The following is a 14,464-nucleotide window of genomic DNA, read 5'->3' on the forward strand; positions in this document are numbered from 1 at the left end:
GCAGCCATGACTCAACAGACTTTCCTGGTGGAAATAGGCACGGAAGAGCTGCCGCCGAAGGCGCTTCGTTCCCTGGCGGAATCTTTCGCCGCCAACTTCACCGCCGAGCTGGACAACGCCGGCCTGGAACACGGTGACGTGAGCTGGTTCGCCGCACCGCGCCGCCTGGCGCTGAAAGTGGCCAACCTGAGCGCGGCACAGGCCGATCGCGAAATTGAAAAACGCGGCCCGGCGATCGCCCAGGCGTTCGACGCCGAAGGTAAACCGAGCAAAGCGGCCGAAGGCTGGGCGCGCGGCTGCGGCATCACCGTCGATCAGGCTGAACGCCTGGTGACCGACAAGGGCGAGTGGTTGATGTACCGCGCCCACGTCAAAGGTCAGTCGGCGCAACAACTGCTGGCCGGCATGGTCAGCACCGCGCTCGGCAAGCTGCCGATCCCGAAACTGATGCGCTGGGGCGATTCCGACGTGCAGTTCGTGCGTCCGGTGCACACCGTCACGATGCTGCTGGGCGCCGATCTGATCCCAGGCACCGTGCTGGGCATCGAATCCGCGCGCACCGTGCGCGGCCACCGCTTCATGGGCGAAGCCGAGTTCACCCTCGACAATGCCGACCAATACCCGCAGATCCTGCTGGAGCGCGGCAAAGTGGTCGCCGACTACGAAGCGCGTAAAGCCCTCATCAAGCGCGATGCCGAACTGGCGGCGCAGAAGATTGGCGGCAAGGCCGATCTGAGTGAAAGCCTGCTGGAAGAAGTGGCTTCGCTGGTGGAATGGCCGGTGGTGCTGACCGCCAAATTCGAAGAGAAATTCCTGGCGGTGCCGGCGGAAGCGCTGGTGTACACCATGAAGGGCGACCAGAAGTATTTCCCGGTGTACGACGCCGCGGGCAAACTGCTGCCGAACTTTATCTTCGTAGCCAACATCGAGTCGAAAGACCCGCAGCAGATCATCTCCGGTAACGAGAAGGTGGTGCGTCCGCGTCTGGCCGACGCCGAGTTCTTCTTCAACACCGACCGCAAGAAGCGTCTGGAAGACAACCTGCCGCGCCTGGAAACCGTGCTGTTCCAACAGCAGCTGGGCACCCTGCGCGACAAGACCGACCGCATTCAGGCGCTGGCGGGCTGGGTTGCCGGCCAGATCGGCGCTGACGTCAACCACGCCACCCGCGCGGGCCTGCTGTCGAAGTGCGACCTGATGACCAACATGGTGTTCGAATTCACCGACACCCAGGGCGTGATGGGCATGCACTACGCGCGCCACGACGGTGAGGCGGAAGACGTCGCCGTTGCGCTGAACGAGCAGTATCAGCCGCGCTACGCCGGCGATGCGCTGCCGCAGTCGCTGGTGGCCTGTTCCCTGGCGATCGCCGACAAGATGGACACCCTGGCCGGCATCTTCGGCATCGGTCAGCATCCGAAGGGCGATAAAGACCCGTTTGCGCTGCGCCGTGCCGCGCTGGGCGTGTTGCGTATCATCGTCGAGAAAAACCTGCCGCTGGATCTGCAGACACTGACCGAAGAGGCCGTGCGCCTGTACGGCAGCAAGCTGACCAATGCCAAGGTAGTCGACGAGGTGGTGGAATTCATGCTGGGCCGCTTCCGCGCCTGGTATCAGGAAGAAGGCCACGCGGTCGATACCATTCAGGCGGTGTTGGCGCGCCGTCCGACCAAGCCGGCCGACTTCGACGCGCGCGTCAAGGCGGTATCCCACTTCCGCACGCTGGACGAGGCGGCGGCGCTGGCTGCGGCCAACAAACGCGTCTCCAACATTCTGGCGAAGTCTACCGAAACGCTGAACGACAGCGTGCGCGCCTCGGTGCTGAAGGACGCGGCGGAGATCCAGCTGGCGACTCACCTGGTGGTGCTGCGCGACAAGCTGCAGCCGTACTTCGCGGCGGGCAACTACCAGGAAGCGCTGGTGGAACTGGCCGCGCTGCGTGAGCCGGTGGATGCGTTCTTCGACAACGTGATGGTAATGGCGGACGATGCGGAAGTGCGCGTAAACCGCCTGACGCTGCTGAGCAAGCTGCGCGAACTGTTCCTGCAGGTGGCGGATATCTCCGTGCTGCAGTAAGCGATTCTCTGCTGTGAAAAGGCGCCTGCGGGCGCCTTTTTTATTTCCGTTTCCTGGGTGCGAAGGCAAGGTCGCCTGGCGACTTGGGGGGGCTACTTGGGGAAATTGAAGCGTCCGGTCGCCGACGGCAATGAACCTCAGTGCGTTTTGCGCACGATTTTCAACCGCATCCGGCCGGGGCAATGCTCATCGCAAACGGAATCGCGTATCGGAACGCCGCCAGTTGATCTATTCTTATAGGCGCACGGAGTGCGCAAAAAGGGGCGGAGTCCAATGAAAAAGCAGGTTTATAACAGGAGTTATGTCACATGGCGGTAGGGATCCAGAGCAGAGGTTTCGCGCGTTGGTTGGCACCGGTATTGGCATTGTTGGTGGTCATGCAATTGACCGCCTGCGGCGATAAAGAGCCGGAACAGCGCAAAGCATTTATCGATTACTTACAGAATACCGTGATGCGCAGCGGGGCGAATATCCCCACGTTGAGCGAAGATCAGAAGCAGAAGTTCGGCAACTATGCCGGCGATTACGCGATTTTGGTCGGTTTTTCGCAGCAGTTGTCCAAATCGGTCGGCGCCAGCCTGACCCCGGCGCTGGATCAGATTAACCAGATCCGCACCGCGCAGGACTACCTGAACAAACGCGACGCGCTGCAGCAATCGGTCGGGGCGTTGAACCTGCTGGGCCAGCAGATCCAGTCTGCCAAATCGCAGGCGGATACTGCCCACGCGGCGCTGAAACAGCCTGACGATCTGAAGGCGGTGTACAACCAGGCCTATGACAAAATCGTCACCGCACCGGCCAACGCCTTGATGCCGGCGATCCCGACCACCGCCAGCTTTGTGCAGGATCTGGTGCAGGTCGGCGATTTCCTGCAGAGCCAGGGCAATCAGGTCAGCTTCAACAACAACGGTGTGCAGTTCCGCACCGCGCAGCAGGTGGCGCAGTACAACACCATGATGTCGAATCTGGTGGCCAAACAGCAGAACCTGATGAATGCGCAGAAGACCATTCAAAGCGTGACGCAATAACGCGTCCAGGCGCGAAACAGGCCGGCATTGCCGGCCTGTTTTATTTCCCCTCAGCGTTTCCAATAGCTTGCTGGTTTATTGCGCAGGCTTCTGTACTACACTTCAATTAATCCATTCATTCGGCAATGTAGTTTTCTTTCATTCATCACTTCGCTAGTTCCCGGCGGGATGAGTGCTCACAGGGAAGATCAAACAGAGCGTTGCGATCGGCGCTGCAGCTAAAAATAAATTGTGACTAATGTCACAATTCAAAAACAAAACGTCAATTTAAAAATGTGATCATAGTCACTTTATTGGGAGTTTTGTGGCGACTTTTTTCTCACTGTGCTTTTTTTACACGTCATAAATGTGATCTTTATCACTATAAATGAGGGTTTGTTGGGGTGTTGTATGTGACTTGTATCACAAAAAATTCGTGAAGTTCGCGTGACAAAAACAGCGTGATAGAGTCCGTTTCGCATACAGCGGCAACACGGCTGGATCGTCACAACAATAATCACGCGCTCTATTGTCAGCGCGTAACAATAGGGGTGTGTTTTATGTTTTCACCAGACATCAAGGTTAAAGTGCAAAACTTTGGCCGCTTCCTGAGCAACATGGTGATGCCCAACATCGGCGCCTTTATCGCCTGGGGGATTATCACCGCGCTATTCATTCCAACCGGCTGGCTGCCGAATGAAACCTTAGCCAAGCTGGTCGGCCCGATGATCACCTACCTGCTGCCGCTGCTGATCGGTTATACCGGCGGGCGGCTGGTGGGCGGCGATCGCGGCGGCGTCGTGGGTGCCATCACCACCATGGGCGTCATCGTCGGTGCCGACATGCCGATGTTCCTCGGCTCGATGATCGCCGGCCCGCTGGGTGGCTGGGCTATCAAGCATTTCGACCGCTGGGTGGACGGTAAGATCAAAAGCGGCTTTGAAATGCTGGTGAACAACTTCTCCGCCGGCATCATCGGCATGCTGCTGGCGATCCTGGCCTTCCTGGGCATCGGGCCGCTGGTGGAGGTGCTCTCCAAGCTGCTGGCGGCGGGCGTGCACGTGATGGTGAAGAACAACCTGCTGCCACTGGCGTCCATCTTCGTTGAACCGGCGAAAATCCTGTTCCTGAACAACGCCATCAACCACGGCATCTTCTCGCCGCTGGGTATCCAGCAGGCCACGGAAGCCGGCAAGTCGGTGTTCTTCCTGATTGAAGCCAACCCAGGCCCGGGCATGGGCGTGCTGATGGCCTACATGTTCTTCGGCCGCGGCAGCGCCAAGCAATCCGCCGGCGGTGCGGCGATCATTCACTTCCTGGGCGGCATCCACGAAATCTACTTCCCTTACGTGCTGATGAATCCACGTCTGCTGCTGGCGGTGATCCTGGGCGGCATGACCGGCGTATTCACCCTGACGATGCTGAACGGCGGCCTGGTTTCTCCTGCTTCCCCGGGTTCGATCCTGGCGGTGCTGGCGATGACGCCGAAAGGCGCCTACTTCGCCAACATTGCGGCGGTGTGCGCAGCCTTTGCCGTCTCCTTCGTGGTGTCCGCTTTCCTGCTGAAAACCTCCAAAGTGAAAGAGGATGACGATCTGGAAGCCGCGACCCGCCGCATGCAAGAGATGAAATCGCAGTCCAAAGGCGGCGCAGCGGCGCCAGCGTCGGTCGACGGCGATCTGAGCACCGTGCGCAAAATCATCGTCGCCTGCGATGCGGGCATGGGTTCCAGCGCCATGGGCGCCGGGGTGTTGCGCAAGAAAGTGGCGGACGCCGGGCTGAAGAACATCTCGGTGACTAACAGCGCCATCAACAGCCTGCCGGACGATGTGGATCTGGTGATCACGCACCGCGATCTGACCGAACGCGCGATGCGCCACGCGCCGCAGGCCCAGCACATCTCGCTGACCAACTTCCTCGACAGCAAGCTGTACAGCGATCTGGTCGACCGTTTGGTGGCGGTCAACAAAACCACCGACAACCAGCAGAAGGTGCTGGGCGCGCTGGACGATAGCTTCGAAGCCGGGGAACCGAACCTGTTCAAGCTGAGCGAGAGCAACGTGTTCCTCAACCTGCAGGCCAGTGACAAAGAGCAGGCGATCCGCTTCGCCGGCGAGCAGCTGGTGAAAGGCGGCTATGTCGAGGCGGAATACGTGCCGGCGATGCTGGAGCGCGAAAAGCTCACCTCCACCTACCTGGGCGAGTCGATCGCCGTGCCGCACGGCACCATTGAGGCCAAAGACCGGGTGCTGCGCACCGGCGTGGTGTTCTGCCAGTACCCGCAAGGCGTGCGTTTTGGCGATGAAGAGGATGAAGTGGCGCGCCTGGTGATCGGTATCGCCGCACGCAACAACGAGCATATTCAGGTGATCACCAGCCTGACCAACGCGCTGGATGACGAGAGCGTGATTGAGCGGCTGGCGAATACCACCAGCGTCCAGGAAGTGCTGGACCTGCTCGGCGGCAAAAAAGCCGGATAACAGAATCATTTTAAAGGGTGCAGCTTGCTGCACCCTTCGACATTAAGAAGGTAGAGTTATGAAAGCATTACATTTTGGCGCAGGGAATATCGGCCGCGGTTTTATCGGCAAGCTGCTGGCGGACGCCGGGGTTGAACTGACCTTCGCCGACGTCAATCAAACGGTGCTGGATCTGCTGAACAGCCGTAAAAGCTATGCGGTGCACGTGGTGGGCGAGCAAGAACGCGTGGAGAGCGTCAACAACGTCAGCGCCGTCAACAGCGGCAGCGAGGCTGCGGTGGCGCTGATCGCCGAAGCGGATCTGGTGACCACCGCCGTTGGCCCGCAAATTCTCGCCAAAATCGCCGGCACGATCGCCAAAGGGTTGGTGCTGCGCCATCAGCAGGGCAATGTGCAACCGCTGAACATCATCGCCTGCGAGAACATGGTGCGCGGCACCAGCCAGCTGAAGCAGCATGTGTTCGCCGCGCTGCCGCAGGATGAGCAGGCATGGGTTGAGCAGCATGTCGGCTTCGTCGATTCGGCGGTCGACCGCATCGTGCCGCCGGCGGACAGCAACGACCCGTTGGAAGTGACGGTGGAAACCTTCAGCGAATGGATCGTCGATCAGACCCAGTTCAAAGGCCAGCCTCCGGCGATCGCCGGCATGGAGTTGACCGATAACCTGATGGCGTTCGTCGAGCGCAAGCTGTTCACCCTCAACACCGGTCACGCCATCACCGCCTACCTCGGCCAACAGGCCGGGCTGCAAACCATTCGCGACGCCATTCTCGACCCGGCGATCCGCCGCGTGGTGAAAGGGGCGATGGAAGAGAGCGGCGCGGTGCTGATCAAACGCTACGGCTTCGACGCCGACAAGCACGCCGCCTACATCAACAAAATCCTCGGCCGCTTCGAAAACCCGTATCTGCACGACGACGTCGAGCGCGTGGGCCGTCAGCCGCTGCGCAAACTGAGCGCTGGCGATCGCCTGATCAAACCGCTGCTGGGCACGTTGGAATACGGCCTGCCGCATGCCAACCTGATCCAGGGCATCGCCGCCGCCATGAGCTACCGTAGCGAACAGGATCCGCAGGCGCTGGAGTTGGCGGAACTGCTGAACACGCTCGGGCCGAAAGCCGCGCTGGCGCAAATTTCCGGCCTGCCGGCGGAAAGCGAGGTTGTAGAAGAGGCCGTTGCTGTGTATAACGCCATGCACAAGTAGAATCGTGATGATGAACACCCGAGCGCAGCTTGCTGCGCTCCTGCAACCCGAGTTCGGCATCGACGGCCCTCCCCACGCCTTTCGAAAAGCGACGATGGAAGAAGCACAGGCATTTGAAAACCAGGTTCTGGAAAAGCTGAACGCGGGCAAAACGGTGCGCAGCTTCCTGATCGCAGCGGTAGAGCTGCTGGCGGAAGCGCTCAACGTGCTGGTGGTGCAGGTATTCCGCAAGGATGACTACGCGGTGAAATATGCCGTCGAACCGCTATTGTCCGGCAGCGGCCCGCTGGGGGAGCTGTCGGTGCGCCTGAAGCTGATGTACGGCCTGGGGGTGATTTCCCGCCACGAATATGAAGATGCCGAGCTGCTGATGGCGATGCGCGAAGAGCTGAACCACGACGGGTCGGAATACCGCTTCGTCGATGACGAAATTCTCGGGCCGTTCGGCGAGCTGCACTGCGTGGCCGCGCTGCCGCCGGTGCCGACCTTCCTGCAGCCAGGCGAGGCGGATGAAGCGCTGATCGCCATGCAGCGCCAGCGCTATCAGCAGATGGTGCGCTCCACCATGGTGCTGTCCATTACCGATCTGATCGCCGGCATCGGCGCCAAACAACCTTCCCGACTCTCTCCTCTCGGCCGCGGCTAAGCAAAGGCCGCGCGCCACTCGTCGAACAACAGCCACAGCGCGGTGGCGGCCATCAGTCCGGACATCACGCCGTTGAAGGCGCGCAGTTTCCAGGTCACTCGCAGCGCGTTGCGCAACCGGTCGCCCAGCACCGCCCACAGCAGCACGCACGGCAGGTTCAGCAGCGCGAAACCGGCGATGACCGACAGCGTATGGACGAAGGTGACGCCTTCGCGCGGGGTGAACAGGATCGCCACGTTGATCACCATCAGCCAGGCTTTGGGGTTGACCGCCTGAAACAGTGCACCGTTGAGCAGGCTCATCGGCTGCGCCTGCTCTTTGGCGTCCGGCGAGGCCGCCTGAAACAGCTTCCATGACAGCCACAGCAGATAGGCGCAGCCGATCACCGCCAGCGGGAGGCGGATGACGCCGGCCCAGCTCAACGCCAGCGCCAGCAGCGGGATAATGATCGCCAGCTGTACCGCACAACCGACACAGATGCCAAACAGCATCGGCAGGGTGCGGCGCAGGCCGAAGTTGACGCCCGACGAGGCCAGCAGCAGGTTGTTGGGGCCGGGGGTGATCGACATGACGGTGACGTAGCTGACAAAGGCGGAGTCCAGCATGGCAGGTTCCTTGAAAATGACGGTGATAACGAGAGGATCAGCATAATCGCTGCAATGGGATGGTGACAGAACCACAAATCGGATATTGTCATGGTTACAGTTGTGCAAAATGTAAACTGTACCCATTACTTGGAGAGAAACTGTGACCTTGCTCGATGAAACCCCGGATACCCGTTACCTGCAGCTGGCGGATACGTTGGCCGAGGCCATTCGACGCGGCACGCTGCTACCCGGTGACCGCTTGCCTTCGGTGCGGCGCTGTGCGCAAACGCACCGCGTCAGCATCAATACCGTGGTGTCGGCTTACCGCACGCTGGAGGATCGCGGGCTGATCGAAGCGCGACCGCAGTCGGGGTTTTATGTCCGCAGCACGCTGCCGGCGCTGAAGATGGCCTCGGCGCCCAGCGGCCGCATCGAGCCGCCGGCGGACGACGTGCTGGCGCTGATCGATACGGTATTCGCCGCCCAGCAGAATCCGGCCTTCACTAACATTGCGCTGGCCTGCCCGCAGACCAGCGACTTCTATCCCGGCGGCAAGCTGGGGCGTATGTTGTCTTCTCAGCTGCGCCGCCAGCCGGATCTGATCGGGCAGTATCCGTTGCCGCCCGGCAGCCTACGGCTGCGCCAGCAGATCGCCCGCCGCTCGATGACGCTGGGCATGTTGCTGGAGCCGGGCGACGTGGTGCTGACCCATGGCTGCATGGAGGCGCTGCAGCTGGCGCTGCGCGTCACCACCAAACCGGGTGACTGCGTCGGGCTGGAGTCGCCAACCTATTTCTATCTGCTGCCGCTGCTGGCCAGCCTGGGGCTGAAAGCGCTGGAAATCCCCACCGATCCGCAGCTGGGGCTGTCGCTGGACGCGCTCGAGTTGCTATTGAACGAGAAGCGGCTGAACGCGGTGATCGCCATGCCGACGGTGCAAAACCCGCTGGGCTGCACCATGCCGCTGGCAGCGAAAAAGCGGCTGGCGCGGCTGATGAACGATCATCAGGTGCCGTTGATTGAAGACGGGCTGTATGCCGAGATCCAGTTCGGCGGCGCGCTGTCGCCGGCGGTGAAGGCGTTCGATCGCGACGGCTGGGTGCTGTTTTGCTCCAGCTTTACTAAAACGCTGGCGCCGGATTTTCGCGTCGGCTGGATCTGCGGTGGCCGTTTCCACGAGGCGTTGCGCAAGCTGAAGGCGGTGTCGTCGATGTCCGAATCGCAGCTGCTGTCGGAAACGCTGGCGACCTTCCTCGAGAGCGGCGGCTACGATCACCATTTGCGCAACCTGCGCAAGCGCTATGCGGCCCAGGTCGACGAGGCGCGGGCGCTGATTGCCCGGCATTTCCCGCGCGGCACGCTGGCCACGCAGCCGGCGGGCGGCTTCGTGTTCTGGGTCGAATTCCCTCCCGGCGTGGACAGCGTGGCGCTGTTCCATCAGCTGCTGGAGGAGCAGATCTGCTTGACGCCGGGCACCCTGTATTCCCCGAGCGGGCGCTACCGCAACGCGCTGCGGCTCTCCTGCTGCTACCCATTCAACGCGCGCTACACCCAGGCGTTGGCCCGGCTCGGCGCCAGGGCCTGCGAGATGAGCGGCCTGCCGCCCGGCATTGCGCAGGACGGGTAACGGCGCGCGCCTTTTGCTACAATGCCGGTATCATTGATTAGCGTGCCATTTTGGGCACAACGGGCCAGAGACCATGAAAGAGAAAGAAAAGGCAGAGATCAAGCGCCTGAGCGACCTGCTGGACGCCTTGAACCACAAAGACGCGACCGTGATCCAACAGGGCAATCCTGAGTTGATCGCGCAGCACACCAAAGAAAAAGAGAAACTGGCGACGGAGATCGAGCGCCTGAAAGACGTGCGTGGCGAGAAGCTGAGCGCCGAAGCGCAGAAGCTGAGCAAGCTGCCGTTCAGCCGCGAGATCACCAAGAAAGAGCAGGCCGATATGGGCGCGCTGAAGAAAAGCGCGCGCGGGCTGATCGTGGTGCACCCGATGACCGCGCTGGGCCGCGAGATGGGCCTGAAAGCGGTCACCGGTTACGCCAAGAAAGCGTTCTGAACCCCCGGGCGTCAGACCTTGGTGGTGAAATACGCCTTGGTCTGATAGGGCACGGTGACCGTGTCCTGGCCCTGCAACTCCTCTTCTTCCGCCACCAGTTGGCGCAACCGATCGATAACCTGCTCCTGTTGCGCCTGTGGCAGTGCGGCGATAAAGCTGGTTGAACGTACCCGGTTGTAGATCACGTCCTCCACCGCGCCGCGGTGGCCCAGCATAAAGACCTGCTCCTGCAGCGGTTCAAAGCCTTTGAACGGGAAGAATTTGCGCCATTCGCCGGTATAGAAACGCGGCGCATCCCCTTCGTGGCTGTCGACGATCTGATTCAGTTTACGCACCCAACCGACGCGCGCATCGCGCATGTTCCACACCAGACCGAGTTTGCCGCCGGGCTTGAGAATACGCTGGATTTCCGCCAGCGCCTGCGGCGTGGCGAACCAGTGGAAGGACTGGGCGCACACCACGGCATCGACCGACTCGTCCGGTAGCGGGATCGCGTCGGCGGTGCCCGCCAGCGTTTTCACCTGCGGCAGCGCCGCCGACAATTTTTCCAGCATTTGCGGCACCGGTTCGACGGCGATCACCTGCGCGCCGGTTTCCAGCAGGCGCGGAGTGAACTTGCCGGTACCGGCGCCGAGATCGATGACCGTCATGCCGGCGTGCAGGCCGATAGACTCACGCAGCCAGGCGGCGATTTCCGGCGGGTAATCCGGCCGGCCTTTCACATAGCGATCGGCGTTGGCCTGATAGCCTTCGGCGGCGGCGTGATGAATCGAATGGGTCGGGGTGGTCATATACCTGGCTCCTGGCTGAAAAACACGCGGCTACAGTATAGGCGGAAGAAGAGGGTTAACGCGGCATTCGGCGCACGTTTTTCATCTTTTCCGCCAGCGATTTCAACGGCCGAGCAGGCGACGGTTGAAGTCCTCGAGGCGCCCTTCGGCAAGCCGCGTGAGCATGGTCTTGCTCCAGCTGGCGGAGAGGCCGGCAACCGCCAACAGGCGGCGATATTGTTCCGCGTCGAACGGCATGTGCCAGGCGATGGCGATGGCTTCGGCCACCGACACGTCGCTGTTGCGCGCCGCCAGCTCCAGCGGACGATCGCCGCTGACCGCACCCGGCGAGACCACCCGATACAGCCAGCCGCAGCGGCCGCTTTGCTGCATCAGCACCGAAATATCCTCGATGGCGAAGTGGTAGTTGAGCTTGAAGCACGGCGAGCGCGGCTGGGTGACCTGGATCAGCGCTTCGCCCCAGCGGAAGATGTCGCCCATAAACACATTGTGTTCGGTCAGTCCTTCGGTGGAGATATTCTCGCCGAAGGCCGGGGCGCAAAACTGCTCGGCCTGCGCCGGAAACTGTTCGCGCCAGTGGGCATAATGCTCGCGCGGGTAGTGGCACAGCGCGCGGTCCGGCCCGCCGTGGTAGCTTTTCTCGGCTTGCTCGTCGCCTTCCAGGCCGAGCGGCGTGAGCCGGATGGCGCCATCCACCTGGCGTTTGGCGATGGCGCTGGGGCGCCCGCCTTCATAGGGTTGAATATTGCCGATGTAAACGTCTGGGTGATGCATGTGCGCCTCCGTGTCTCGCGTCGAGGGCTCAGCATAGCCTGAGTTGTGTCAGGGGGACATAACAACCCGCCCGAAAATCCTCGGGCGGGGGCGTGGCGTCAGAAGGTGGTCCAGTTCTCCTCCGCTGCGGCGTTGGCGGCCGCGGTTTTTACGGCAGGCGCTTTCGGCGCGGCGGTTTTCACGGCGGTGGGTTCGGTCTGTTCCGCCAAACGGAACACCGAAACGCTCTGCAGCAGCATGTCGGCCTGTTCTTCCAGCGAATCGGCGGCGGCGGCGGACTCTTCCACCAGCGCGGCGTTCTGCTGGGTGGTGTGATCCATCTCGACGATCGCCTGGCCAATCTGGGCGATGCCGCGCGTCTGCTCATCGGAGGCGGCGGCGATTTCAGCCATGATGTCGCGCACGTGGGTGACCGAGCGGACGATCTGTTCCATGGTGTTGCCGGTGCTTTCCACCAGTTCGGTGCCGGTTTTCACCCGGCTGACCGACTCGGCGATCAGCCCTTCGATCTCCTTGGCCGCTTGGGCGCTGCGGCTCGCCAGGCTGCGCACTTCGCTGGCGACCACCGAGAAGCCGCGTCCCTGTTCGCCGGCGCGCGCCGCTTCCACCGCGGCGTTGAGCGCCAGGATGTTGGTCTGGAAGGCAATACCGTTGATCAGGGTGGTAATTTCAGCGATACGCTGCGAACTGCTGGAGATATCGCGCATGGTGCTGACCACGTTCTCCACCAGCTTGCCGCCCTGTTGCGCGGTCTGCGAAGCGTCGGTGGCCAGCTGATTGGCGTGATGGGCATTGTCGGCGTTTTGTTTCACCGTGGCGGTCAGCTGTTCCATGCTGGCCGCGGTTTCTTCAACCGCCGCCGCCTGCTGTTCGGTGCGGGAGGAGAGATCGGTGTTGCCGGCGGCGATTTCCGCGGAGGCGGTGGAGACCTGGCTGACCCCCATCTGGATCTTCTCAATCATAGTGCGCAGATTTTGGCTCATCGCCGCCACCGCGTTCAGCAGTTGTCCCAGCTCGTCGCGGCGGGTACTGGTCTGCGCCTGGCGCAGATCGCCGCTGGCGATGCGTTCCGCCATCGCCAGCGTGCTGTGCAGCGGACGGGTGATCTGCAGCGTGATACGCCAGGCGATAAGTATCCCGGCGATGATGGCGATCAGGGTGGTGATGCCCATCTGCAGCTGCGCCAGGTTGATGTTGCTGCGCGTCTGCGCCAGTTCGTCCTGCATAAAGGCGTTCACCAGCGTGCCGATCTCATGCGCGCGTTCGCCGAGCTGCCGGCTGATCTGCTGTTCGTGCTCATAGGCCGGCAGGTAGGCCGCGATGCGGTTTTTGTAATCGTCCAGGGCGGCCAGCAGCGGTTGCAGCTGCGGGCGCTGCGCGTCGCTGACCCGGCGGCTCAGGGCGTTGGCCGCGTCGCGCGCGTCGTCGATGGCCGCCATCAGCGGCGCTTCGGTTTCCTTGTTCAGGCTCAGCAGCAGACCGCGCGCGCCGTAGCGCACCTGGGTCAGCTTCTGGTTCAGTTGAATGAAGGCCAACTGCAGATCGCCGTTGGTGAGCTGGCGCTCCACCTGGCTCAGGCTGGCCTGCACTTCCGACATGTTCCAGCTCTGGCGCACCGCGTCTTTCGCCGAGACCGCCTGCTCAAAGACTTTTTGCTGCTGCTGATATTCTCCGATCAGCGTCACCAGGCGCTGCAGATCCTTGCGGCTTTGGGCATCCCAGTCCAGCGCTTGCCCCTGGTCTATCAGTTTGACGGCGTTTTCAATATTGGCGCGGTTGTTCTGCAGATACTCCGACCGGTAGGTCTGGCCGTACATGGCGCGGTTGTATTTGGCCTGGTTGATCTCCTCGTTCAGCCGGTTGCTGAAGTCGATGCGATCGGCGCGGGATTCGATGATATGCAGATATTGCGCCCCGGTGCCGGCGATGACGACCGCCAACAGCAGCAACAGCGCGAAGCCGAGACCGAGCTTTTTACCTACGGTGAGATGAGTGAACTTTCCTGCCAATGCTTGCAATGCCGCCATAGCGTTTTTCCTTCTCCGGGCGAACGTCAATTGAACAAACCATCGGCAAGAAGTGGTCAAACTTTAGCGGATTTCAGGCAAAAAAATACCCGCCGGTGGCGGGCATCTTCATCAACGGGAGCGAATTACTTCTTCGCGGCGAAGCGTGCGGCGGCTTCGTCCCAGTTGACCACGTTCCAGAACGCCTTGATGTAGTCAGGGCGTTTGTTCTGGTATTTCAGGTAGTAAGCGTGTTCCCACACGTCCAGACCGATGATTGGGAAACCGGAAGCGCCGGCGACGGCTTCGCCCATCAGCGGGCTGTCCTGGTTAGCGGTAGACACCACGGCCAGTTTGCCGTCTTTCAGCACCAGCCAGGCCCAACCGGAACCGAAGCGGGTGGCTGCGGCTTTCTCGAACTCTTCCTGGAATTTCTCAACGCTGCCGAAATCGCGCTCGATGGCCGCTTTCAGATCGCCGCCCAGCGTGGTGCCGGTTTTCAGGTTTTTCCAGAAGAAGCTGTGGTTGGCGTGGCCGCCGGCGTTGTTGCGCATGAAGGTGCGTTTGTCGGCAGGCACTTTATCCAGATCCTGGATCAGCTCTTCAACGCTGTATTTGGCCAGCTCAGGGTAGGCTTCCAGCACGGTGTTGGCGTTGTTGACGTAGGTCTGGTGGTGTTTGGTGTGATGGATTTCCATCGTCTGCTTGTCGAAATGCGGTTCCAGTGCGTCGTAAGCGTACGGCAGGGATGGCAGTGAATAACTCATAATCATCATCTCCAGTGGTGTATGGGCGGCGCAAAGGGCGAGCACCGCGTAAGCAGTCGGATC

Annotated in this window: 12 protein-coding genes; 7 read left to right on the forward strand and 5 right to left on the reverse strand. The window is 61.4% G+C overall.

What is annotated here, in order from left to right; translation table 11 throughout:
• Positions 1–6 precede the first annotated feature (6 nt).
• The 5 genes from glyS to QMZ29_RS12000 all read left to right on the forward strand — a co-directional run bounded on the left by glyS (position 7) and on the right by QMZ29_RS12000 (position 7,413).
• Positions 7–2,076, forward strand: coding sequence for a glycine--tRNA ligase subunit beta (gene glyS / locus QMZ29_RS11980; RefSeq protein WP_049207117.1), 2,070 nt, complete (start codon positions 7–9; stop codon positions 2,074–2,076).
• Positions 2,077–2,384: 308 nt separating this feature from the next.
• Positions 2,385–3,104, forward strand: a complete 720-nt coding sequence (locus tag QMZ29_RS11985) for a DUF3053 domain-containing protein (protein WP_025304780.1) — start codon at positions 2,385–2,387, stop codon at positions 3,102–3,104.
• A 539-nt stretch (positions 3,105–3,643) separates the two neighbouring features.
• Positions 3,644–5,563 carry a PTS mannitol transporter subunit IICBA gene (locus QMZ29_RS11990; RefSeq protein ID WP_025304781.1) on the forward strand — a complete coding sequence of 640 codons (1,920 nt, stop codon included), beginning with the start codon at positions 3,644–3,646 and terminating at the stop codon, positions 5,561–5,563.
• 58 nt (positions 5,564–5,621) lie between these two features.
• Complete coding sequence (locus QMZ29_RS11995; RefSeq protein WP_230489516.1) at positions 5,622–6,767, forward strand: mannitol-1-phosphate 5-dehydrogenase; 1,146 nt, start codon at positions 5,622–5,624, stop codon at positions 6,765–6,767.
• Between the two features lie 94 nt (positions 6,768–6,861).
• On the forward strand, positions 6,862–7,413 hold the full coding sequence (locus QMZ29_RS12000; RefSeq protein WP_016929575.1) for an MltR family transcriptional regulator: 552 nt from the start codon (positions 6,862–6,864) through the stop codon (positions 7,411–7,413).
• On the opposite strand, the gene QMZ29_RS12005 is transcribed toward QMZ29_RS12000, so the two are convergent.
• Positions 7,410–8,018 (reverse strand): LysE family translocator, encoded by a 609-nt coding sequence (locus tag QMZ29_RS12005; protein ID WP_049204676.1) that lies wholly within the window; start codon positions 8,016–8,018, stop codon positions 7,410–7,412. The genes QMZ29_RS12000 and QMZ29_RS12005 overlap by 4 nt on opposite strands.
• 142 nt (positions 8,019–8,160) lie before the next feature.
• Between QMZ29_RS12005 and QMZ29_RS12010 the strand changes: the two genes are divergently transcribed.
• Both QMZ29_RS12010 and QMZ29_RS12015 read left to right on the forward strand, forming a co-directional pair.
• Entirely contained in the window at positions 8,161–9,627 is a 1,467-nt protein-coding gene (locus QMZ29_RS12010) for an aminotransferase-like domain-containing protein (RefSeq protein ID WP_049204677.1), read from the forward strand.
• Between the two features lie 73 nt (positions 9,628–9,700).
• Entirely contained in the window at positions 9,701–10,063 is a 363-nt protein-coding gene (locus QMZ29_RS12015) for a YibL family ribosome-associated protein (RefSeq protein ID WP_025304785.1), read from the forward strand.
• 11 nt (positions 10,064–10,074) lie between these two features.
• On the opposite strand, the gene QMZ29_RS12020 is transcribed toward QMZ29_RS12015, so the two are convergent.
• The 4 genes from QMZ29_RS12020 to sodA form a co-directional block, all read right to left on the reverse strand.
• On the reverse strand, positions 10,075–10,854 hold the full coding sequence (locus tag QMZ29_RS12020) for a class I SAM-dependent methyltransferase (RefSeq protein WP_043140768.1): 780 nt from the start codon (positions 10,852–10,854) through the stop codon (positions 10,075–10,077).
• A 102-nt stretch (positions 10,855–10,956) separates the two neighbouring features.
• On the reverse strand, positions 10,957–11,628 hold the full coding sequence (gene yiiM / locus QMZ29_RS12025; protein ID WP_025304787.1) for a 6-hydroxyaminopurine reductase: 672 nt from the start codon (positions 11,626–11,628) through the stop codon (positions 10,957–10,959).
• A gap of 98 nt (positions 11,629–11,726) precedes the next feature.
• The gene (locus QMZ29_RS12030; RefSeq protein ID WP_261426359.1) at positions 11,727–13,655 is read right to left on the reverse strand and encodes a methyl-accepting chemotaxis protein; all 1,929 of its coding nucleotides are present in this window, start codon (positions 13,653–13,655) and stop codon (positions 11,727–11,729) included.
• Between the two features lie 125 nt (positions 13,656–13,780).
• Positions 13,781–14,401, reverse strand: coding sequence for a superoxide dismutase [Mn] (gene sodA / locus QMZ29_RS12035; RefSeq protein ID WP_004934003.1), 621 nt, complete (start codon positions 14,399–14,401; stop codon positions 13,781–13,783).
• Positions 14,402–14,464: the final 63 nt, after the last annotated feature.

The sequence above is a fragment of the Serratia sp. PF-27 genome, from assembly GCF_030053255.1.
Lineage (GTDB): Bacteria > Pseudomonadota > Gammaproteobacteria > Enterobacterales > Enterobacteriaceae > Serratia > Serratia bockelmannii.